Genomic DNA, 21,788 nt, shown 5'->3' on the forward strand with positions numbered 1-21,788 from the left:
CGTCGGCGGTCTCAAACCGGTGAGCTAAACGGCTTATTCGCCATCAGCCGGCGGTGGCGGCATTTTACCGTCATGCGGGCCTTTTTCAGTCAGACGTTTCTCAAAGTTGGCGTTGTACTGCTTCTTCTGGTCTGGCGTCAGCACGTTATAGATCTTGTTCTGGGTTTCCAGCATCTTCAGCGCATGCTCTTTCGCATTGGCGCTCATTTTGTCTGCCTGCGCTTCTGCTTTGGCACGGTCAAAGGTGTCGGATGCGATGATGCTGTGGTTAGCACGACGCTCTTCCAGCGATGGGCGCTTCATGTCCTTATGGCTGTCACGCAGGATGTCGCGAATCTGGGTTTTCTGCGCGTCGGTCAGGTTGAGGTCTTTGAACATCATGTCCATGCCGTGGTGGCGCATCGGCTTGTGCATCGGTTTTTCACTGCCCGCTGGCGGCGGCGTCAGGTTGTCAGCCGCAGCATGGACGATATTGGCGGCGCCGAAAGCCATTGCGGTAGCCAGAAACAGGGAGGTCAGTTTACGCATAATATTGTCCTTACTTTTCAGTTTAATGACGACAACCTGTGTCGCGTCTTCGGAAACAAGCATACGACGCTGAACGTCAACTACTCAGAGGCTGAGTAAAGCCCTGCAAGCATAAAAGACAGTTATCGGGCAATCATGGAGAGATTGCGAAGAAATGCGTGAGGAATTGCAAAAGAGTATGACGATCAAGGGGAAAGCGCAGGAATTAAGGAGGAGTGTAATGGCTTTGTCGGTTTTGCGGAAGGGAAAATGTCGTTAATTTGCTCACCCGTGACCTCTCCCGCCACAGGGAGAGGGGGGATTGCCGGGTAAAGCTTTCGGATTACAACTCCAGCGCCTGGGTCTGCTCACTCTCCTCCACCAGCATCAGCCCGGCGCGCAGGCCCGGTGCCACGTTGGGATTGGGGAACAGCACATATTCACGCGCCTGCTGCACGTAATAGCGCCGCTCACCCTCTTCCGCCAGCAGCGTGCCCTGCGGGAAAGCCGTGAAGTTGAGAGTTTCCGGGCCCATGTGCAGAACAAACTGCTCGCCGTGCCGGGTGATTTGCTGTGCCACGCGATAATGGCGCGGCGTCTCGCGCACCGGCGGCAGCGCCTCACCGTACAGCAGCGCCGCCAGCGCACGCTGCACGCCGCTGAACTGCGTGAGATCGTTCTCGCCAAACGGCAGCGCCTTTCCCAGCTCCAGCGTACAACTGGCTGCCGCGTAGTGTTCACAGCTGAAGTGGGTGAAGGTGCCGCCCGGCGCACGGTGAAACACCAGCGCTTCCAGTTCGGCCGCTGCCAGCCAGTGTAAAAAATCCGCTGGCCACGGCTGGCTGTTGAGCGGCATCACGCCAAAGCGCGTATGCCACGAACCGCGAATCGCGGTGTGCAAATCGAGATGCCAGCGAATTTCGTGATCGAGACACTCGCACCAGAAGTTCTCCAGCGCCTGCTCCAGCTGGAGCGCGCGCTGCGCCTCCGGCACGTCGGCCACCTGTTGCCAGCGGCCACCGAACAGCCGATTGATATCATAATGCTGGTAGCGTTTGCCGCTGCGCAGCGCCGCCGGGTTGCCGAGGATCACCAGCAGGCGCACGGCCAGCGGTTTTTCCCCCTGCAGCAGCGGCGTCAGCAACAGGTTGAGGATCTCCACCGGGGCGGTCTCGTTGCCGTGAATCCCGGCGGAGAGAACCAGCGCCTGCTGCGTGGGCGTATGCGGTGTCAGGGATAGTATGCCCTCATCATGCCACTGCCAGTGCAAGTGGGCGTTACTGCCCTGCCGCTGTGCGGGCGGCCTGCCTGACAGGGTTTGCTGTAAAAAGTCCTGCATGTTCACTCCTTTCTGACACAGGGGGCAACACATTTGCCCCCGGCGTTAACGCTGAAACGCGTAGACACTGCCTAAGTCTAGCAGCTGTGTCAGCTCGTCCAGCGCGCTTCGCCCTTCGCTCAGCAGCTGCGGATCGGCCAGATCGGCCTGCGTCAGGCGGTCGCGATAGTGACGATCCACCCAGTCATTCAGACGCGTAAACAGGCGATCGTTCATCAGCACCGCCGGATTGACGGCCTGACGCTCCGCCTCGGTTAACACCACGCGCAGACGCAGGCAGGCCGGTCCGCCGCCGTTGCACATGCTCTCACGCAGATCGAACACCTGCAGCGCGCGAATCGGGCCGCCGCTCTCCACCAGTTCGCTCAAATAGCGCCACACGCCGGGATACTGGCGCGACTCTTCCGGCAGCACCAGCCGCATGCCGCCGTCCGAATGCTGCAGCAGCTGGCTGTTAAACAGATAGGTGTTCACCGCATCGGCCACTGACACGCGATCGCGCGGCACCACAATCGGCTGGAAGCCCGGCACCTGGTCCGCCAGCTGTTGCAGCAGCTGGGGCTGGTCGACAAACGCCTCTTCGTGGCAGAAAAAGACCTGCTGATTGCTGACGGCGATTACATCATTGTGGAACACCCCCTGATCGATCACCGCCGGATTTTGCTGAGCAAACAGCGTGCGCGCGTCATCCAGCTGATGCAGTCTCGCCACCGCCGCGCTGGCTTCACGCGTCTGACGCGCCGGATAGCGCGCCGGTGCGCTGCCCTGCTGCTGGCCGTCACGACCGTAGACAAAGAGCTGAACGCCGGGCGCGCCATAGTCAGCGCCGAAGCGGTTATGGTTGGCTGCGCCTTCGTCACCAAACAGCGCCACCTGCGGCAGCGCGTCGTGTACGCTGAAGTGGCGGCCATCGCGGAAGATGGCGCGCAGCAGGTCGGCGGTTTCCGGCGCTTCAATCGCCCGGTGGAACTTATTGTTGAGGTTGGCAACGGTAAAATGCACTTTGCCGTCGGCGCTGTCGGCCGATGGCGAAACCGTGGCCGCATTGGCCACCCACATCGCCGACGCCGAACTGGCCGCTGACAGCAGCTGCGGTGCCTGCCGGGCTGCTTTGGCCAGCACCTGCGCATCGCTGCCGCTGAATCCCAGCTGGCGCAGCAGCGGCAGATTAGGCCGCTCGTGCGGAGGGATAACCCCCTGCACATAGCCCATGTCGGCCAGCGCCTTCATTTTCAGCAGCCCCTGTTTGGCCGCCAGCCGCGGATTGGAGGGCTGCAGCTGATTGCGCGTGGAGGCTTCGTTGCCAAACGACAGGCCAGCGTAGTGGTGCGTCAGGCCGACCAGACCATCAAAGTTTGCTTCAAACGCCTTCATGATGTCGCTCCTGAAGCAGCAAAATCGAGCCCTGGCGACAGGCTGCCCGGCAGCGCTAAGCTGCTGCTCTCCAGCGAGGCCATCGGCCAGGCGCAGTAATCCGCCGCGTACCACGCGCTGGCACGGTGGTTACCGGAGGCGCCCACGCCGCCAAACGGTGCCGAACTGGCGGCGCCGGTCAGCGGTTTATTCCAGTTCACGATGCCGGCGCGCGCTTCCAGCAACAGCTGATCAAACTGGTCACGCTGCGGTGACACCAGCCCGCACGACAATCCGTAGCGCGTGTCGTTGGCGAGGCGAATCGCCTGCGCGTAATGGTCGTAGCGGATGACCTGCAGCAGCGGTCCGAACACCTCTTCGTCAGGCAGTCCGGCGACGCCGGTCATGTCGATGATGCCGGGCGTGATAATCGCGCTGTCGCGATCCGGCCAGCGCATCGCCAACAGCACCTTGCCACCCAGCTCAACCCGCTGCTGCCAGGCGGCGAAGATCTGCCCGGCGGCGGCGGGCGAAATCACGCTGCCCATGAACGGCTGCGGTTCGGCGTCCCACGCTGCCGGTTTGAGACGCGCACTCACCTCGACCAGGCGCTGCAGGAAGGCATCACCCGCCGCACCGCGTTTCACCAGCAAACGACGCGCGCAGGTGCAGCGCTGGCCGGCGGTAATGAACGCCGACTGAATGGCGATATGCACCGCGCCATCAATGTCGGCCGGATCTTCCACAATCAGCGCATTGTTGCCGCCCATCTCCAGCGCCAGCATTTTCTCCGGCTGTCCGGCGAACTGGCGATGCAGGTGATAGCCGGTGGCCGCGCTACCGGTAAACAGCAGGCCGTCAATCTGCTCCGCCTGCGCCAGCGCCTGGCCGGTATCACGTCCGCCCTGTAACAGCGCCAGCGTACCCGTCGGCAGGCCCGCCTCCTGCCACAGCTGCACGGTTTTCTCTGCGGTGGCGGGGGTCAGTTCGCTCGGTTTAAACAACACGCAGTTGCCCGCCAGCAGCGCCGGCACGATATGTCCGTTCGGCAGATGGCCGGGGAAGTTATACGGACCGAACACCGCCAGCACGCCATGCGGCCGGTGGCGCAGTGAACTCTCACCTTCGGCCTGCTCGCCGGTGCGGGTGTGATAGGCCTTAATCGAAATGGCCACTTTATTGAGCATCGCCTGCACTTCGGTCAGCGTTTCCCAGCGCGGCTTGCCGGTCTCACGGGCGATGATTGCCGCCAGCTCGGTTTTATCCCGCTCCAGCAGACGGGCAAAGTCCTCTACCCGCGCCTGACGGGCAGCAAACGGCAGACGTGCCCATGCCGGGAACGCCGCGCGAGCCGCCTCACAGGCCGCCGCCACCTGCGCCGCAGAAGCAGCGTTGCCCTGCCATAAGATCTCGCCGCTCACCGGATTGTGTTTACTCAGCGTCTCCGCGCTGCCCGGCTGCCATTCACCGTTGATAAAATGCGTCATGCGTTATTCTCCTCGCGACCCAGGGTAACCACCCGCAGCGAATCGCCATAGTCGCAGCGCAGCGCGGTGCGCTGCTGCTGATTAATCAGAACCTGACCGGATGCGACATCGACCGGCAGCAGCGCCACGCGGAACTGCTGATAGTCGCAGTTCGCCACCAGACACAGCGGCCAGTGCGCCTCAGCTTCGCCTTCGCTGGCGGTCAGCACTTTGCTCTTGCGGATGGCGCGGATGCGGTCGATCTCACACTCCAGCGTCGGGCCGCCGTCAAAGATGTCGATATAGTTGAGATAGCGGAAACCCTCGGCTTCCAGCACCGCGCGCGCCGGCGCGGTTTTCGGGTGGACTTCACCAATCACCTGCTGTGCCGCTTCCGAGAGATAGTGGATATACAGCGGATGCTTGGGCATCAGTTCTGCGATAAAGGCTTTTTGCCCGGTGCCGCTGAGAAAATCGGCCTGGCGAAACTCCATCGAGAAGAAACGGCTGCCCACACTGTCCCAGAATGGCGAATGTCCCTGCTCGTCGCTGACGCCGCGCATCTCCGCAACCACGTGCTTCATGAAGCGCTCGCGGAAATTCGCCATAAACAGAAAGCGCGACTTGGACAGCAGATGGCCGTTTTTACCGTCGCGGTAGTCAGGATCGAGGAACAGCGTGCACAGTTCGCTGCTGCCGGTGTGATCGTTACTCAGCGACAGCGTCGGCAAACTGGCGTAGACGTTCAGCTCTTTCGAGGCGTGCACCTGGGTACCGACGCGGAAGTTGTACCAGGGATCCTGCAAACCTACCGCCACTTCAATGGCGCAGATGCCAACGGCGCGATTGTCACTGCTATCCGCCAGCACAAACACGTAGCCCTGTTCAGCGCGCGGCAGCGCGTCCTGCCAGGTTTGCAGCGAGCGCTCAATGCGCGCCTTCAGCGTCTCGCTGTCAGCGGGCAGCGAGGTCAGACCGCCGCCGGTTTTCCCCGCCAGCGCCAGCAGCTGCGGCAGATCGTCACGTTCGACGGGGCGGATCACCATCATGATGTGGCTCCTTTGAGCACGCGTGCGCAGGCGCGTTCGAAGCGCGCCAGCCCTTCTTTTACTTCACGCTCGCTGATGTTCAGCGCCGGGGCAAAGCGCACCACGCTGGCACCGGCGATCAGAACCATCACGCCCTCTTCCGCCGCCGTCAGGTTGAACTGTTTGGCTTTACCGGCAAAATCGTCATTCAGTACCGCGCCAATCAGCAGGCCCAGGCCACGAATCTCTTTAAACACCGGCAGTCGCTGGTTGATCTCCTGCAGCGCCGTGACAAACCACTGGTGCCGCTCGGCGACGCCAGCCATAAACTCAGGCTGATTGATCAGCTCCAGCACTTTACCGGCCACCGCACCGGCCAGCGGGTTGCCGCCGTAAGTGGTGCCGTGCGTGCCGACGCCCATCACCTGCGCCAGATCTTCACGCGTCAGCATCGCACCGATGGGGAAGCCGCCGCCCAGCGCCTTGGCGGTGCTCAGCACATCAGGCGTGACGCCGTAATGCATATAGGCATACAGCGAGCCGGTACGGCCGACGCCGCTCTGCACTTCATCAAAAATCAGCAGCGCCTGATGGCGGTCGCATAGTTCGCGCAGTCCGCGCAGGAACGCCGGATCGGCCGGTAATACACCGCCCTCGCCCTGAATCGGCTCGACGATGACCGCGCAGGTCTGGTCATTAATTAAGGCCGCCGCCGAGGCCAGATCGTTAAAGGTGGCATGCTGAATGGCTGGCGGTAACGGGGCGAAATCGCGCGAATAGGCGGGCTGTCCGCCGGCTGAAACGGTGAACAGGGTGCGGCCGTGGAAGGCATTGGTGAAGGCGACGATACCGTTTTTTTCGGCACCGAAACGGTCGTGCGCCACTTTACGCGCCAGCTTCAGCGCGGCCTCGTTGGCTTCCGCCCCGGAGTTACAGAAGAACACGCGGTCGGCAAAGGTGGCATCAATCAGCTGCTTCGCCAGGCGCAGAATCGGTTCGTTGGTGTAGCCGTTGCCGGTGTGCCACAGTTTACCGGCCTGCTCGGTCAGTGCCTGCTGCAGCGCGGGATGGGCATGGCCAAGCGCGTTCACCGCGATGCCACCGGCAAAATCAATGTACTCTTTGCCCTGCTGATCCCACAGCGTAGAACCTTCGGCACGCACCGGCACAAAAGCCGCAGGGGCATAAACCGGCATCATCCATTGATCGAAATCGTGACGTGAAACCTGCAGTGACATAGCCATTTCTCCTGCCTCACTTCGGGTGAAGCTTTTGTTTTAAAATTGTTAAAAGTTGCTGAGTTGCAGCTCGACTATAGAGTGCAGTTAACGTGCCAGCCAGAGGAAAAAATGCATAAATCAGGTTCAACAACGAAATATCAATAAGTTACACCCTTTCGCTATGCACATTTAATGCATAAAAAGTGAATAACCATCCGATGACAGCGGCACCGCAGTAATTTGTTTAGCGGATTTATGCATTCGCAAAATGAAATATTGCTTTTGTGATCGCACAGCAGATATTTCGCCAAAATGAGGCGTCTGCTGCGCCATTTTGGGGCGTGCTGCGCTCAGCGGGTGCAAGTGACAGCCCGGTTCAGGCATCGGCGTGGTGCATGTCAGCCGTTTATTAGTAACAACTGATTAACTTATTTTGGCTACCCTGTGCCAGGCTGGCCGGTAATTAAACGTATTAAAGCTCGGGATATTATTTAGCCTGAAATAAACCGACACAGTGCGTCAATGCGGATAATTTACGGGGTGACTATCAGCCTGCTTTGATTCATAAGCATTGAACTTTAAGGCATAGGCTTGTGCTATTTAAGGCAATAAAACGCTATTTTTATTAAGTCATAATATTCTTAATTTAATCATTATTTATCAATTATATAAATATTAATCGTCGATTAAACGCTCACTTAATCATGATAAGTAAAAGCGATTCCCATTTCCGAATAATGGAATTGGCGTATAAAAATCGCACAAATAGCCAATAAGAAATTATTTGTTACAACTATTGCACTACTGATCTTTATCCTTTTGTGTCATTTTCTTGTCACCCCACCAGGGGCTTAAAAAATTAAAAAATAACACAGGGTAAAAATATAAATGATGAAGCGCACTTTACTGGCAGCAGTCATGCCATTGCTGCTGGGATTTTCTGTGGCTCAGGCCGCTGAAATCTATAATAAGGATGGTAACAAGCTGGATCTGGTCGGCAAAATTAACGTGTCGCACCTGTTCTCCGATGACACCACCAATGATGGTGATACCTCATCGTATGTCCGTATCGGTTTTAAGGGCGAAACCAAAATTACCGATCAGCTGACCGGCTACGGTTTCTGGCAATCGCAGTTCAGCCTGCGTAACACGGAAGGCGCCGATGCGCAGGCCGGTAACAAAACCCGCCTCGGCTATGCGGGTCTGAAGTTTGCGCAGTTTGGTTCGATCGACTATGGCCGTAACTATGGTCTGATTTATGACGTGCTGGGCTATACCGATATGCTGCCTTTCTTCGGCGGTGATTCCGGTTATGTCGATGCTTTCCTGTCCGGTCGCTCCACCGGCGTGCTGACCTGGCGTAACAAAGATTTCTTCGGTCTGGTTAAAGGCTGGAACGTCGCAGCGCAGTACGAAGGGAAAAACGAGCGCAGCGACAGCGCGGCAACGCCAAACCTGGCGGTACGCCGCTCTAACGGTGACGGTTTCGCCCTTTCCACCTCGTATGACACCGACTTTGGCCTGAGCGCGGTTGCCGCCTATGCCAGCCTCAATCGCGTCAGTGCGCAAAACCTTGCCACCTACGGCAGAGGTGAGAAAGCCGAACACTGGGAAACCGGGGTGAAATATGATGCTAACCAGCTCTATCTGGCGACCATCTACGGCGAATCCCACAACGCCACGCCAATCGGTAACAGCGGGTTCGCCAACAAAGCGGTGAACTTTGAAGCCGTGGCGCAGTATCAGTTCCTGAACGGTTTCCGTCCGTCGCTGGGCTACGTGAGCTCAAAGGGCAAAAATATTGAAAACGTCGGCGACGCCTGGCTGTTCAAATACGCGTCCGTGGGTGCCACCTACTACTTCAACAAGAACATGTCGGTCTATAGCGAATACCGCATCAACCTGCTGAAAGATGACAACGCGCTGCGCCTGAAAACCGACGATATTACCGCGGTCGGTCTGGTGTACCAGTTCTGATGATGATTTACCCTCATGGCATCCCGGCAAGTGTCGGCTGAGGATGCAGCAAAGGGCAGCTCCGGCTGCCCTTTTTCTTTGGTGCCGCGCTGATTATGGCGCCAGCAGGTCGAAGCGGTTTTCGCCCCCCTGCTCCAGCATCACCGGCGGCTGCACCTGCAGCGTAATCCAGTTGGAAGTCACGCGATTTTGCTTGCTGTCCTCCAGCGTTACCGACAGGCGATAACTGTTGTTCGCATCAGGCGACGCATCCCACGCCGGCATAATGATACTCCAGCCCTGCGGGTCGTTGGGATCGGCACCCGGCGTCAGGCTCAGCGCCTGCGTATCGCCCTGCCAGCTGACTTTACTGATTGGATGAGCACTGCGGATCTGCAGTTTCAGCGGCAAACTCTCGCCCGCATTGAGCTGCCACGGCGGCGTGGCGAGGAATACCGACAGGGTTTTACGCTGGCGGAACTCCAGCACCGGCGTATTGCTGCGCGTGACCAAATCATAGCGGCTACCGCGCAGCGAACGCGCGGCGGCGATGTTATCCGGATTGAGCTGCTGACTGAGCGCCACGCCAAAGCGGTAGTTGAGACGTAAGCCGAGCTGATCCTGGCTCTCGCCTTCATTACTGGTTTTGTGGCTGGCCGATACGGTAACCAGCGGCACTGGCGTGTAGGAGACGCCCAGCGTCAGCGCTGAAGGATTGTGGTAGCTGTTGCCGGAATTAAACAGATCGACATTGTTGCCGAGATACTGCTGCCAGCTGACCGACACGCCCAGCTGGCGGTAAAACGGCAGATAGCCCTGAGTGGTGACATCATACCCGCGCGCCAACCGCTGCTGCTGGAACGGGTTGCGATTGCGCCAGCCGGACAGCGGCGTGTAGTAGTTGGCGGATAAGCGCAGGTAGTCGCTCCAGGCCTCGGTGCCCAGCGAAGCGCGCTGCAAGCCGCTGTCAAACAGCCGATCAACGAAGCCGTTATAGCCCAGCAGCCAGCTGCCGGCCACCCAGCGCTGTCCCAGCCCGGCATTGCCCACCAGCCCGTCATCGGTCTGGTGCACGCCCAGCTGGCTGAACGTGAGGTAATTGTAGCGATCGGCCCATGGCGTCAGCAGCGAAGCCCCGCTGCCGCTGAAGTTGCCCTCCATATCGACGTTGAGATCGATCTGTGCCTGGCCATAAGGCGACAGCAGCGACTGCCCTTCATCCGCTACCCGGGTAGCAACCTCATCACGAAAATGGTTAAACGCCCAGATTCCGGCCTGCTGACCCAGCGTGGTATCGCTGTCGCTGTTCTGGCTGGCCTCGCCGATGCTTTTGGCAATGCCCGCCAGCTTTTTACTGAACGCCGATGTATCGTCCTGATAGCCCAGCGCCGGTAATTCATCAGCGATTTTCTGGAAACGTGCCGGATCGGCAAACGGTGTGGCGGAGACGTCGCTGTTGTCGGTGAAGGCCTGCGCAGGCGCAACGGCCGCCAGTACAGGGGCCCCGAAGGCTACAGCAGCGAAAATTTTGCGGGTCAGAACCAATGGCAGCATAGCAAAAGAGTAGTCGTTTCAGTTTAGAATTTGAAGTAGCTCACAAAACTGTACGAGATTACCTTAACATATCCTTGCGCCAACGTAGGACTTGTCTTGCTATGTTTCAGAATTTACGCCACCCGCGGGAATGCAGGGCGATCAGACGGGAAAACACGTCGTGCGTTCCCCTCTCCCGGGCGGGAGAGGGTTCGGATGCGGGTTGAACACCCGATCAGCATTAAAAACCTAAACTGTCCAGCAGGTCGTCAACCTGGTCCTGGCTGGAAACCACACCTGGCGCGTTAGCATGGATCTGCGGACCGTTCAGCAGGCTGTTGCCCTCTTTACGTGCCGCCGCATTGGCTTCCGGCATGTTCTCCAGCAGTACCATCAGCAGCTGACGTTCAATCTCCTGGATCACATCCATCATGCGCTTGATTACCTGACCGGTCAGGTCCTGGAAATCCTGCGCCATCATGATTTCCAGCAGCTGCTTGTTGGTGTACGCCGTGTGAGACGGAACGTCGTCAAGGAACTGGCGCGTATCCGAAACCAACTCGCGTGCATCCGCCAGCTCGATCGGGTTTTCAAACCAGGCATCCCAGCGGCCTTTCAGCTGGGTGGCGCCGGCTTCCATCTGGTCCTGGTGTGGCTGCGCCGCTTCCACACAGTTCAGCGCACGTTCCGCTGCCTGTGCGGTCATCTGCACCACATAATCCAGACGGTCACGCGCGTCCGGAATCGCTTCTGCCGCTTCGGCAATGGCCTGATCCAGCCCCAGTTCGCGCAGGCTGTCACGCAGCATACGTGTCAGAGAGCCAATCCGGGCAATAATCTCGTGTGCCGAAGCTTCTTCAGTTGGTTTCGGAAGGTCGCTCATCACATCTCCTTACATACCCAGTTTTTCGAAGATTTTGCCCAACTTCTCTTCCAGCGTGGCGGCGGTGAAAGGCTTCACCACGTAACCGCTGGCACCGGCCTGCGCGGCGGCGATGATGTTCTCTTTCTTGGCTTCGGCGGTCACCATCAGCACCGGCAGTTTGCCCAGCGTGGCGTCGGCACGAATGGTCTGCAGCAGTTCCAGACCGTCCATGTTCGGCATGTTCCAGTCAGAGATAACGAAATCGAAGCCGCCTGCACGCAGTTTGGTCAGAGCGTCGACGCCATCCTCGGCCTCTTCCACGTTATTGAATCCCAGCTCTTTCAGCAGGTTACGGACGATACGACGCATCGTGTTGAAGTCGTCCACTACCAAAAAGCGCATGTTTTTATCAGCCATATCTACTCCTGTGTTGTCTTGTCCGGCAGGACCGGCTCGTTAAATTCGCAATGCCTGTCCGGCGCTAATTTTGGCCAGCATATGCTGGCTGATGTGGCCCAGATCGACCACTTCACTGGTGCCGCCCATCGCTATCGCTTCGCGCGGCATACCAAATACCACACAGCTGGCTTCATCCTGGGCGATGGTCCACGCGCCGGCGCGGTGCATTTCCAGCATCCCGGCCGCGCCGTCGTTGCCCATGCCGGTCAGAATGACCCCCACTGCATTTCGCCCGGCGTTGACCGCAACCGAGCGGAACAGGACGTCCACCGACGGTTTATGGCGGTTCACCGGCGGTCCGTCGTTCAGTTTCACCACGTAGTTGGCACCGCTGCGCGCCAGCTCCATGTGCATCGCGCCCGGCGCGATATAGGCGTGGCCGGGCAAAATACGCTCGCCGTCTTCCGCCTCTTTTACGGTGATCTGGCACAGCTTGTTCAGCCGCTCGGCAAACGAGCGGGTAAAACCGGGCGGCATGTGCTGCGTAATCAGCAGCGCCGGACTGGTGGCCGGCAGCGGCTGCAGCACATGGCGAATCGCCTCGGTGCCGCCGGTTGAAGAGCCGATAGCAATCAGCTTTTCACTGCTCAGCAGCGGTCCCGCTTTCAGCATCACCGGCTGCGGCGTGGCGGCACGCGCATGCAGTTTGGCGCGCGCGGCGGCGCGAATCTTGTCGGCGATCATCTGGCTGTAGGCCAGCATGCCTTCACGGATGCCGAGCTGCGGCTTGGTGACGAAATCCACCGCGCCTAACTCCAGCGCACGCAGCGTCACTTCCGATCCTTTACCGGTCAGCGACGAAACCATCACCACCGGCATCGGCCGCAGGCGCATCAGTTTTTCGAGGAAGTCGAGGCCATCCATACGCGGCATTTCGACATCCAGCGTCAGCACCTGCGGGTTGTACTGTTTGATCAAATCCCGCGCTACCAGCGGGTCCGGCGCCGTCGCGACCATCTCCATATCGGGATGGCTGTTGATGATCTCCGTCATCAACTGGCGCATCAGCGCGGAATCATCCACGCACATCACGGTGATTTTGCTCATCGTCTTTCCTTGGTCAGTCCATAGACAGTCTGTCCACGCAGCCAGAACTCTTTACTGATCTGACTGAAGTTTTCCGAATGCCCGGCAAACAGCAGACCGCCCGGCTTCAGCAGGGGGACAAAACGGCGCAGAATTTGTTCCTGCGTCTCTTTATCGAAATAAATCATCACGTTACGACAGAAAATCGCGTCGAACGGCCCCGGCAACGCCCAGTCGTGCGCCAGTAAATTGAGCTGCGCGTAGTTCACCATGTTGGCCAGCTCGCTGCGCACGCGCACCATGCCGGCGTGCGGACCGGTGCCGCGCAGGAAGAAGCGCTGCAGCTGCGACTGCGATAAGGTGCGCAGCTCCTCCTGGCGATAAACGCCCGCTACCGCTTTCTCCAGCACCTGCGTATCGATATCACTGGCGTGGACGGAAAATTTCCCCGGTCCGGTGCCCAGCGTTTCTGCCAGCGTCATGGCAATCGAGTACGGCTCTTCACCGGTTGAAGCGGCGGTGCTCCACACGCTGTAGTTGCCGCTGCGTTTGCGCGCATGCTCTGCCAGAATCGGGAAGTGGTGCGCCTCACGGAAAAATGAGGTCAGGTTGGTGGTCAGTGCGTTAATAAACGCCTGCCACTCGGCACTGTTCGGGTCCTGCTCCAGCAGCGCCAGATAGCGACCAAAATCATCAATATTCAGCATGCGCAGCCGACGTACCAGACGGTTGTAAACCATCTCGCGTTTGTGGTCGGCCAGCACGATGCCCGCACGCTGATAGATCAGCTGGCTGATACGACGAAAATGTGTATCGGAAAGCGGCAGGCGCTGCACCATTTGTGAGAGCAGCGTCGTGGCTTCATTTTGATCCAATAACGTCGATTTCTTCATTTCGGGTCACCCGGCAACAAACTGATTAAATTGTGATACTGCGGTTGCTACTGTGCTGCCAGTGCACACCATTCACACGGGCCGCCCTGCGGCGGCCACAAGGGTTAAAAGGTTTCCCAGTTATCGTCAGCGCCACGAGCTCCTGCCGCTTGCGCCAGCGCCTGCGGTGCAGACGGACGCGCAATTTTTGGCGCTGTAGTTACGTTAACGGCCTGGGCGACAAATTCTTTACCAATATTGAACACCGCCACCGACTGTTTCAGTCGGCTGGCCTGATCTTCCAGCGCCGCCGCCGCCGTCGCGGACTCTTCCACCAGCGCGGCGTTCTGCTGGGTGACGCGGTCCATCTCGTTCACCGCCAGGCCAACCTGGTCGATACCGCGGCTCTGCTCATCGGAAGCCGAGGCGATTTCGCCCATGATGTCGGTCACGCGGGTCACCGCGTTGACGATCTCGCTCATGGTTTCGCCCGCGCTCTCTACCAGCACCGAACCGGTATTGACGCGGCTGACCGAATCTTCAATCAGGCCTTTGATCTCCTTCGCCGCCTGCGCGCTGCGCTGGGCCAGACTGCGCACCTCGCCCGCGACCACGGCGAAACCACGCCCCTGCTCACCGGCGCGTGCCGCTTCCACCGCGGCGTTCAGCGCGAGGATATTGGTCTGGAAGGCGATACCGTCAATCACGCTGGTGATATCGGCAATCTTCTTCGAGCTGCCGGCGATGTCCTTCATGGTACTGACCACGCCATCGACCACTTTGCCGCCCTGTTGCGCCGTTTCGGACGCGTTCAGCGCCAGCTGCGACGCCTGACGGGCGTTTTCCGCGTTCTGCTTCACGGTGGCGGTCAACTGCTCCATGCTGGCCGCGGTCTGCTCCAGCGATGCGGCCTGCTGTTCGGTACGCGAAGAGAGATCGTTGTTGCCCATGGCGATTTCGCTGGCGCCGGTGTAGATGGCGTCCGAACCGTCGCGCACGATGCGTACGGTGCGCGCCAGCTCCTGCTGCATGTGCTGCAGCGAACTGAGCAGGTCGCCCATTTCGTTGCGCACGCTGAGATCGACTGGCTGCGTCAGATCGCCGCGCGCAATATGGCGGATGTGCTCAATGCTCTGCTGCAGCGGACGGATCAGCGCCGTACGCATGCCGCTCCACACCAGCGCAATCATCAGCAGCGTCACCAGCAGCGTACCGACCACCAGCATAATCGCGTGTTGGTAAGCGCTCTCGTTGGCGTCAATGCCCTGTTTTGCCAGCACAATGTTGTAGGCGAGCCAGGCGTTGTAATCCTTTTCAAATTTGTCCTGAAAACCCTGCGTTGGCTGATCGATAAAGCCTTTAAAGTTACCGGCACTGAGAAAATCAATCAGCTCGGCCAGCGCCCCGCGAAACGCGTTGTAGTTGGCCTGCAGCGTCAGCACGTTCTCCGCGCTTTTGCCCTTTTCCGACAGGTTAGCGTTGAACTCGGCAAAGCCCTGATCGGCGGTTTTCAGCTCCGTATTGGCCAGCGCCACCAGATCTTTTACCGTGGCACCGGAGCCGGCCTGCTGACTGTCCAGCAGATAGCGGATACCGGCACGGTTCAGCGTGTTACGCGCCTGTACCAGCGAAACCCATGAGGTGCCCATCGCCCGCTGCAGGGTGCTAAGACGTTGGTTGTACGCAAAATTATCTTTATCGGCTTTCACCGTTGAAAAAAACATTCCTCCGGAAAACAGCTGCAGTAAGGCAAATAACGCCAGCACGCACAGCAGGCCGGATACCACTCGAACACGACTAAACATAAACACCTCATTAATTGGCGGATCGCTGGTGTTATCGGCGCGCAGGCGCGGATCTTTATGTGAGGTGAAAGGGGTAAGACCAGCAGCAAACCGGGGAAGGGTCAGCCACGCGACCCTCTCCCGCAGCGGGAGAGGGTCGATTCAGGCAATGATTAAAACGTTTCCCAGTTTCCGTCACTCACCGGGGCCGCAGCGGCTTTGCGCACCGCCGGCGGTGTCGTGGCTACCGGGGGACGCACGGCGACCGCTGCCGACGCGCGCGGAATGCGGAACACCGCCACCGACTGGCTCAGGCGGCTGGCCTGCTCCTCCAGCGAGGCCGCAGCGGCGGCAGACTCTTCTACCAGCGAGGCGTTCTGCTGCGTGACGCGGTCCATTTCGGTCACCGCCTGGCCCACCTGGTCGATGCCACGGCTCTGCTCATCCGAGGCCGAAGCGATTTCGCCCATGATGTCAGTCACGCGCGTCACCGCACCGACGATATCCTGCATGGTGTCACCTGCGGTGCCGACCAGCTGCGAACCGGCGTTAACCCGGCTGACCGAATCGTCAATCAGTCCTTTGATCTCCTTCGCTGCCTGCGCGCTGCGCTGCGCCAGGTTACGCACCTCGCCCGCTACCACGGCAAAACCACGGCCCTGCTCACCGGCGCGCGCGGCTTCGACCGCCGCGTTAAGCGCGAGGATATTGGTCTGGAAGGCAATGCCGTCGATGACGCTGGTGATATCCGCGATCTTCTTCGAGCTGCCGGCGATGTCATGCATGGTGCGCACCACGCCTTCGACCACGTCGCCACCTTTGCGTGCGGTCTCCGACGCGCTGAGCGCCAGCTGCGAGGCCTGCCGGGCGTTCTCGGCGTTCTGCTTCACCGTGGCGGTGAGCTGCTCCATGCTGGCCGCGGTCTGCTCCAGCGACGCCGCCTGCTGTTCGGTACGCGCCGAGAGATCGTTGTTGCCGGCGGAAATTTCGCTGGCGCCGGTAAAGATGGCGTCCGAACCGTCGCGTACGTTGCCGACGGTGTGCACCAGCGACTGCTGCATCTCATGCAGACTGCTGGCCAGCTGGCTCATTTCGTTACGCCCTTCAACGGTGATGGTCTGCGTCAGATCGCCTGCGGCGATATGGCGAATGTGACCGAGTAACTGATGCAGCGGCTGAATCAGCACCGTGCGCAGGCCAAACCAGCAGGCGACGATTACCGCGATCACCATCACTGCGACAATCGCCAGCAGCCACATCATGGTGTGGAAGGCACGCTGGTTCTGCGCCACACCCTCAGCGGCTAAAGCACTCTGCGCGCTGCGCCACTCTTCATAGGTGGCTTTCATTTTGACCTGTTTTGCTTCAATGTTCTGATCAAACATGCCCTGCAGATCGTTGGCTTTCAGCCGGGCCAGCATCGCCTTCAGGCCGTTATTGAACGCGGCATAATCCGCTTCCAGCCGGTCGCGCAGCGCATCAGACAGTCCTGGCGTCGCTGGCAAATCGTAATAGCGCTGATAGTGACCGGCCGCGGTGTCGAGCTGTTTCTCCGTCTGCGCGATCAGTGCATTAAGCTGACCGCCGTTGGTCTGCGACGCCATGCTGCCCTGCATGCGCAGCATGGCGCGGTTGAGCACGGTACGGGTTTGATTGAGTTCAATCCAGGCATCGGACATGGCAGCGACGTTATTACTTGACGTTTGTGCCACAGCAAACGCCTCTTTATCTTTTTGTAATGCCGACCAGAACAGCCCGCCGGACAGTAATTGCATAGCACCGAACACCAGCAGGACGGCGATCAGGCTGGTGACGACGTTGATTCGTTTTAACATGGTGTCTCCAAAAAGGGGGGTTACGCCCTGTTTATCGACCGCTGCGCTGAATATTTGAGAGGGTTTACCGGACTTTACGAGGGATAATGCTGAATTAAAGCTTTTTTACAGCGTTTTATAAGTAAAGAAAGCAGGAGATGAGGGAGCGGCGCGTTGTCCGCTCCCGTTTCAGCTTAGAACGTTTCCCAGTTGGCGTCGCTGACCGGCGCGGTCAGCGCTTTGCGTGGCGCACTGGCCTGCGGGGGGGCGATCTGCGGATGGCGCACACCCGTGCTGCTGACAGGCTGAGCGCCACGTGGAATGCGGAACACCGCCACCGACTGGCTGAGACGGCTGGCCTGCTCCTCCAGCGAGGCCGCCGCCGCCGCCGACTCTTCCACCAGCGAGGCGTTCTGCTGCGTCACGCGATCCATCTCGGTTACCGCCTGACCGACCTGATCGATACCGCGACTCTGCTCGTCTGACGCCGAGGCGATCTCGCCCATGATGTCGGTAACGCGCGTCACCGCATTGACGATTTCGCCCATGGTATTGCCCGCCGTGCCGACCAGCTGTGAGCCGCTGTCAACGCGACGCACCGAGTCTTCAATTAGCCCTTTGATCTCTTTCGCCGCCTGCGCGCTGCGCTGGGCAAGGTTGCGCACTTCACCGGCCACCACCGCGAAGCCGCGGCCCTGCTCACCGGCGCGTGCCGCTTCGACGGCGGCGTTGAGCGCCAGAATATTGGTCTGGAAAGCGATACCGTCAATCACGCTGGTAATGTCGGCAATCTTCTTCGAACTGCCGGCGATATCGTGCATGGTGCGCACCACGCCTTCGACCACTTCTCCGCCTTTCTGCGCGGTTTCCGATGCGCTGAGTGCCAGCTGCGAGGCCTGCCGCGCGTTCTCGGCGTTCTGCTTCACCGTGGCGGTGAGCTGCTCCATGCTGGCCGCAGTCTGTTCCAGCGACGCCGCCTGCTGTTCGGTACGCGCCGAGAGATCGTTATTGCCGGCGGAGATTTCGCTGGCCCCGGTAAAAATGGCGTCCGAGCCGTCGCGCACGTTGCTGACGGTGCGCACCAGCGCCTGCTGCATCTCCTGCAGCTTGCTCGCCAGCTGGCTCATTTCATTACGTCCTTCGACGGTGATGGTCTGGGTTAAATCGCCCTGCGCAATATGTTCAATGTGCTGGATGCTGTCGTTGAGCGGCTTAATCAGCACCTTACGCAGGCCGAACCAGCACAGCACGATCACGCCCACCACCAGCGCCAGTACCAGCCCCAGCAGCCACATCATGTGCTCGTAAGCGGCGCTGTTCGCCGCCACGCCGGCCGCCGTCAGACGATCCTGATCGGCGCGCCATTGGGTGTAGTTTTCCAGAAAGGCACTTTGCGTCGGGGCCACCGGTACTTTGCCGGCTGCGGCGGTATCGTTGTGCTGCAGTACCTGCTGCATCTCAGCCAGCGCGCTGGCGTAAGCTTTATAGGTCTGCTCCAGCTGCTGGTTCAGTTGCAGGTTCTGGCCCGGCGTGTCCGGCGTGTTTTTAAACAGCGTGAAGTTATCCTGCGCCGTCTGCTGGAACGTCCTGCTCTGCCCGAACAGCGTACCGATGTCAGCTTCGGTGCCGGTCAGTTTACTGGTGGCAATACGCAGCTGGATGCGCGTCAGGATCACACGGCTTTGGTTAAGGCTCATGTAAGCATCATTGATGGCGGCAATGTTTTTGCTCGCCAGCTGAGAGGTATTGAAACTTTTTTTGTCGTCACTCAGCGCTTTAAAAAACAGCGAGCCGGAAGCCAGCTGCAGTACGCCAAACACCAACAACACCAGCAACAGGCTGGTCACAACGCGGATTTTCGTAAACATAGTTTGCCCTGGGAAATGAAGAAAAATCGTGCAATACAGTTATCGACCTGGCGGCGGGAATATTGAGCGAGGGCAGGAAATATTTGTGGGCTTTGCTATTGATTTATAAAGGTTTAATAAAGAATGTAATAGTCACGGGCCGCATCAGCGACCCGTGACTCTCTGCGAACGATTATGCGCTACGCAGCGTATCCACCAGCGCCATCTCTTCACTGCTCAGCAGTTTTTCGATGTCGACCAGAATCAGCATACGCTCGCCCAGCGCACCGAGGCCGGTGAGGTACTCGGTCGACATAGTGACGGCAAATTCCGGTGCCGGACGGATCTGATCCTGCGTCAGCGACAGCACGTCAGACACGCCATCCACCACGATGCCGACCACGCGATGCTCAAGATTCAGCACGATCACCACGGTGTTTTCGTTGTACTCCACGTCCGGCTGCGAGAACTTCACGCGCAGGTCGATAATCGGCACAATCACGCCACGCAGGTTAGTCACGCCCTTGATGAACTCCGGCGTGTTAGCGATACGCGTTACCTGATCGTAACCACGAATCTCCTGCACTTTAAGGATATCGATGCCGTACTCTTCGTCACCGAGGGTGAAAACCAGGAACTCCTGGCCGACGGTTTCGCCGGCGATTTTCGTCACGGTTGCCATGTCAGTCATTTTTTTACCCTTTCGTTATCTGTTACGCTGCGGCACCGGCCACACGCTTCTCACGGTTCAATGATTGCAGTGCCGATACGTCGACAATCAGCGCAACGCTGCCATCGCCGAGGATGGTGGCGGCGGAAATGCCCGGCACTTTGCGGTAGTTGCTTTCCAGGTTCTTCACCACCACCTGATGCTGACCAATCAGCTGATCGACCAGCAGCGCATAGCGACGTCCTGCGCTCTGCAGGATCACCACGATGCCCTGCGTGGCGTCGGTTTTGGCGTTCTGCACGTCAAACACGTTCCACAGCTCAACCAGCGGCAGGTACTCGCCGCGCACTTCCAGTACGCGCTCGCCACCGGCCAGCGGTTTCAGCTCTTCAGCCGTGGGCTGCAGTGACTCCATCACCGCGTTCAGCGGCAGGATGAACACTTCGTCTGCCACGCGCACCGACATCCCGTCGAGGATCGCCAGCGTCAGCGGCAGCAGAATGCGAATGGTGGTGCCTTTGCCCTGCTTCGAGGAGATTTCGACGTGACCGCCCATCTCCTGGATATTACGTTTCACCACGTCCATGCCGACGCCGCGGCCTGATACGTCGGTCACCTGCTCGGCGGTCGAGAAGCCTGGCGCGAAGATCAACATGCCGACTTCTTCATCGCTCATGCTGTCGCTGACCGGCAGGCCGGACGAGAGCGCTTTCGCCAGGATACGTTCACGGTTGAGGCCGGCACCGTCATCGATCACTTCGATGCAGATGTTGCCGCCCTGGTGTTCCGCGGACAGCGTCAGATTGCCGACCGCCGTTTTGCTGGCGGCCAGCCGTTTTTCCGGCGTTTCGATGCCGTGGTCGAGGCTGTTACGCACCAGGTGCGTTAACGGATCGATGATGCGTTCAATCAGGCTCTTATCCAGTTCAGTTGAGCTGCCGAGCAGCGTCAGTTCAACCTCTTTGCCCAGCTTGCTGGCCAGATCGCGCACCAGACGCGGGAAGCGGCTGAACACGTACTCCATCGGCATCATGCGAATCGACATCACCGATTCCTGCAGGTCGCGGGCGTTACGCTCCAGCTGACCCATGCTGTTGAGCAGGTCACCATGTGCCACCGGATCCAGCGCACCGGAGCGCTGCGCCAGCATTGACTGGGTAATCACCAGCTCGCCGACCAGGTTGATCAGCTGGTCAACTTTTTCCACCGCCACGCGAATACTGCTGGATTCGCTGCTTTTGGCGGGCGCGGCAGCACGCTTGCTCTCACGCTTCACCGCCGGGGTAATGTCGGTGACGGTCGCCGTTTGCTGCATCGGCGCTTCGGCTTCGGCCTCTGCGACGGGCGCGGCGGCAACGGCAACGGTGGCGGGTGCGGCGTCCAGCGGGAACTGAATCTGCGCTTCATCAATCACGAAACAAAGCACCGCCACGATATCGTCTTTGCCGACACCGTCGATGGTGGCTTCCAGCGAGCTGGCGCCTTTCACCACATCGGTCAGGGTGCCGAGGTTGCCCAGCTCTTCCAGCAGCAGATCCGGCTCTTTCTCTTTCAGATTAATCAGCTGCAGGCGCAGGCCGCTGCTGGCGGGCGCGGCAGGTGCTGCCACGTCGGCGAGCGCCACCACCGGTGCGGCGGCTTGCGGGGCTATTCCTTTGGCTTCCAGCGCCAGCTGGCGCAGGGCTTCACAGATGTAGTTAAAGCTTTCTGCGTTTGGCTCCTGCGCGGTTTTATAGGCATCGAGCTGTTCCTGCATAATATCTTTGGTTTCCAAAAACAGGTTGATGATGTCGGTGCTGAGCTGCATTTCGCCACGGCGCGCACCATCCAGAATGTTTTCCAGGATGTGGGTGGTTTCCTGTAAAACCGTAAAGCCAAACGTACCGGCTCCGCCCTTAATGGAGTGGGCGGCGCGGAAGATGGCATTCAACTGCTCGGAATCGGGCTCCTGGGGATCCAGTCCCAACAGGTGTTGCTCCATATCCGCTAACAGCTCATCGGCTTCATCAAAAAACGTCTGGTAAAAATCGCTGATGTCCATGCTCACGG

At 59.2% G+C, this 21,788-nt stretch carries 17 protein-coding genes; 1 reads left to right on the top strand and 16 read right to left on the bottom strand.

The annotated features are described in order from the left end of the window. Positions 1 to 33: 33 nt before the first annotated feature. From spy to C1N56_RS11045, 6 genes are all read right to left on the bottom strand, one after another. The gene (gene spy / locus C1N56_RS11020; RefSeq protein ID WP_021506263.1) at positions 34 to 528 is read right to left on the bottom strand and encodes an ATP-independent periplasmic protein-refolding chaperone Spy; all 495 of its coding nucleotides are present in this window, start codon (positions 526 to 528) and stop codon (positions 34 to 36) included. Between the two features lie 322 nt (positions 529 to 850). Then, positions 851 to 1,846 carry a succinylglutamate desuccinylase gene (gene astE, locus C1N56_RS11025; protein ID WP_058757667.1) on the bottom strand — a complete coding sequence of 332 codons (996 nt, stop codon included), beginning with the start codon at positions 1,844 to 1,846 and terminating at the stop codon, positions 851 to 853. A gap of 45 nt (positions 1,847 to 1,891) precedes the next feature. Next, complete coding sequence (astB, locus tag C1N56_RS11030; RefSeq protein WP_394516656.1) at positions 1,892 to 3,220, bottom strand: N-succinylarginine dihydrolase; 1,329 nt, start codon at positions 3,218 to 3,220, stop codon at positions 1,892 to 1,894. Next, a complete protein-coding gene (gene astD, locus C1N56_RS11035) occupies positions 3,217 to 4,686 on the bottom strand; it encodes a succinylglutamate-semialdehyde dehydrogenase (protein WP_058776246.1) in 1,470 nt (489 codons plus the stop codon). The genes astB and astD overlap by 4 nt, the downstream gene beginning before the upstream one ends. Next, positions 4,683 to 5,714, bottom strand: a complete 1,032-nt coding sequence (astA, locus tag C1N56_RS11040) for an arginine N-succinyltransferase (protein ID WP_021506267.1) — start codon at positions 5,712 to 5,714, stop codon at positions 4,683 to 4,685. The genes astD and astA overlap by 4 nt, the downstream gene beginning before the upstream one ends. Beyond that, positions 5,711 to 6,931 carry an aspartate aminotransferase family protein gene (locus C1N56_RS11045; RefSeq protein WP_058757664.1) on the bottom strand — a complete coding sequence of 407 codons (1,221 nt, stop codon included), beginning with the start codon at positions 6,929 to 6,931 and terminating at the stop codon, positions 5,711 to 5,713. The genes astA and C1N56_RS11045 overlap by 4 nt, the downstream gene beginning before the upstream one ends. A gap of 870 nt (positions 6,932 to 7,801) precedes the next feature. Between C1N56_RS11045 and C1N56_RS11050 the strand changes: the two genes are divergently transcribed. Then, the gene (locus C1N56_RS11050; RefSeq protein WP_031279188.1) at positions 7,802 to 8,890 is read left to right on the top strand and encodes a porin; all 1,089 of its coding nucleotides are present in this window, start codon (positions 7,802 to 7,804) and stop codon (positions 8,888 to 8,890) included. Between the two features lie 93 nt (positions 8,891 to 8,983). Here the strand turns inward: C1N56_RS11050 and C1N56_RS11055 are convergent, their stop codons facing one another. The 10 genes from C1N56_RS11055 to cheA form a co-directional block, all read right to left on the bottom strand. After that, positions 8,984 to 10,423 (bottom strand): YchO/YchP family invasin, encoded by a 1,440-nt coding sequence (locus tag C1N56_RS11055; protein WP_394516657.1) that lies wholly within the window; start codon positions 10,421 to 10,423, stop codon positions 8,984 to 8,986. 220 nt (positions 10,424 to 10,643) lie between these two features. Continuing rightward, the gene (gene cheZ, locus C1N56_RS11060) at positions 10,644 to 11,285 is read right to left on the bottom strand and encodes a protein phosphatase CheZ (protein WP_058757663.1); all 642 of its coding nucleotides are present in this window, start codon (positions 11,283 to 11,285) and stop codon (positions 10,644 to 10,646) included. A gap of 9 nt (positions 11,286 to 11,294) precedes the next feature. After that, positions 11,295 to 11,684 carry a chemotaxis response regulator CheY gene (gene cheY / locus C1N56_RS11065; protein WP_021506272.1) on the bottom strand — a complete coding sequence of 130 codons (390 nt, stop codon included), beginning with the start codon at positions 11,682 to 11,684 and terminating at the stop codon, positions 11,295 to 11,297. 39 nt (positions 11,685 to 11,723) lie between these two features. Beyond that, positions 11,724 to 12,773: a protein-glutamate methylesterase/protein-glutamine glutaminase gene (locus C1N56_RS11070; protein ID WP_021506273.1), complete on the bottom strand. Its 1,050-nt coding sequence runs from the start codon at positions 12,771 to 12,773 to the stop codon at positions 11,724 to 11,726. Further along, on the bottom strand, positions 12,770 to 13,645 hold the full coding sequence (gene cheR, locus C1N56_RS11075; protein ID WP_031279190.1) for a protein-glutamate O-methyltransferase CheR: 876 nt from the start codon (positions 13,643 to 13,645) through the stop codon (positions 12,770 to 12,772). Before cheR ends, C1N56_RS11070 begins: the two co-directional genes overlap by 4 nt. Before the next feature lie 104 nt (positions 13,646 to 13,749). After that, positions 13,750 to 15,429 (bottom strand): methyl-accepting chemotaxis protein, encoded by a 1,680-nt coding sequence (locus C1N56_RS11080; protein ID WP_394516658.1) that lies wholly within the window; start codon positions 15,427 to 15,429, stop codon positions 13,750 to 13,752. Positions 15,430 to 15,581: 152 nt separating this feature from the next. After that, positions 15,582 to 17,243: a methyl-accepting chemotaxis protein gene (locus C1N56_RS11085; protein WP_150058259.1), complete on the bottom strand. Its 1,662-nt coding sequence runs from the start codon at positions 17,241 to 17,243 to the stop codon at positions 15,582 to 15,584. 173 nt (positions 17,244 to 17,416) lie between these two features. Then, positions 17,417 to 19,090 (bottom strand): methyl-accepting chemotaxis protein, encoded by a 1,674-nt coding sequence (locus tag C1N56_RS11090; protein ID WP_241797843.1) that lies wholly within the window; start codon positions 19,088 to 19,090, stop codon positions 17,417 to 17,419. 172 nt (positions 19,091 to 19,262) lie between these two features. Further along, positions 19,263 to 19,760, bottom strand: coding sequence for a chemotaxis protein CheW (cheW, locus tag C1N56_RS11095; RefSeq protein ID WP_021506278.1), 498 nt, complete (start codon positions 19,758 to 19,760; stop codon positions 19,263 to 19,265). Positions 19,761 to 19,782: 22 nt separating this feature from the next. Beyond that, positions 19,783 to 21,780, bottom strand: a complete 1,998-nt coding sequence (gene cheA, locus C1N56_RS11100; protein WP_394517468.1) for a chemotaxis protein CheA — start codon at positions 21,778 to 21,780, stop codon at positions 19,783 to 19,785. Positions 21,781 to 21,788 lie beyond the last annotated feature (8 nt).

The sequence above is a fragment of the Pantoea sp. SGAir0175 genome (genome assembly GCF_043547855.1).

Coding starts and splice junctions, on each gene's coding strand:
- cheY (WP_021506272.1), bottom strand. CDS start 11,684: ATGGCTGATAAAAACATGCGCTTTTTGGTAGTGGACGACTTCAACACG.
- spy (WP_021506263.1), bottom strand. CDS start 528: ATGCGTAAACTGACCTCCCTGTTTCTGGCTACCGCAATGGCTTTCGGC.
- cheR (WP_031279190.1), bottom strand. CDS start 13,645: ATGAAGAAATCGACGTTATTGGATCAAAATGAAGCCACGACGCTGCTC.
- cheW (WP_021506278.1), bottom strand. CDS start 19,760: ATGACTGACATGGCAACCGTGACGAAAATCGCCGGCGAAACCGTCGGC.
- C1N56_RS11090 (WP_241797843.1), bottom strand. CDS start 19,090: ATGTTTACGAAAATCCGCGTTGTGACCAGCCTGTTGCTGGTGTTGTTG.
- C1N56_RS11085 (WP_150058259.1), bottom strand. CDS start 17,243: ATGTTAAAACGAATCAACGTCGTCACCAGCCTGATCGCCGTCCTGCTG.
- C1N56_RS11045 (WP_058757664.1), bottom strand. CDS start 6,931: ATGTCACTGCAGGTTTCACGTCACGATTTCGATCAATGGATGATGCCG.
- C1N56_RS11080 (WP_394516658.1), bottom strand. CDS start 15,429: ATGTTTAGTCGTGTTCGAGTGGTATCCGGCCTGCTGTGCGTGCTGGCG.
- astA (WP_021506267.1), bottom strand. CDS start 5,714: ATGATGGTGATCCGCCCCGTCGAACGTGACGATCTGCCGCAGCTGCTG.
- cheA (WP_394517468.1), bottom strand. CDS start 21,780: ATGGACATCAGCGATTTTTACCAGACGTTTTTTGATGAAGCCGATGAG.
- C1N56_RS11055 (WP_394516657.1), bottom strand. CDS start 10,423: ATGCTGCCATTGGTTCTGACCCGCAAAATTTTCGCTGCTGTAGCCTTC.
- astE (WP_058757667.1), bottom strand. CDS start 1,846: ATGCAGGACTTTTTACAGCAAACCCTGTCAGGCAGGCCGCCCGCACAG.
- astB (WP_394516656.1), bottom strand. CDS start 3,220: ATGAAGGCGTTTGAAGCAAACTTTGATGGTCTGGTCGGCCTGACGCAC.
- cheZ (WP_058757663.1), bottom strand. CDS start 11,285: ATGAGCGACCTTCCGAAACCAACTGAAGAAGCTTCGGCACACGAGATT.
- C1N56_RS11050 (WP_031279188.1), top strand. CDS start 7,802: ATGATGAAGCGCACTTTACTGGCAGCAGTCATGCCATTGCTGCTGGGA.
- astD (WP_058776246.1), bottom strand. CDS start 4,686: ATGACGCATTTTATCAACGGTGAATGGCAGCCGGGCAGCGCGGAGACG.
- C1N56_RS11070 (WP_021506273.1), bottom strand. CDS start 12,773: ATGAGCAAAATCACCGTGATGTGCGTGGATGATTCCGCGCTGATGCGC.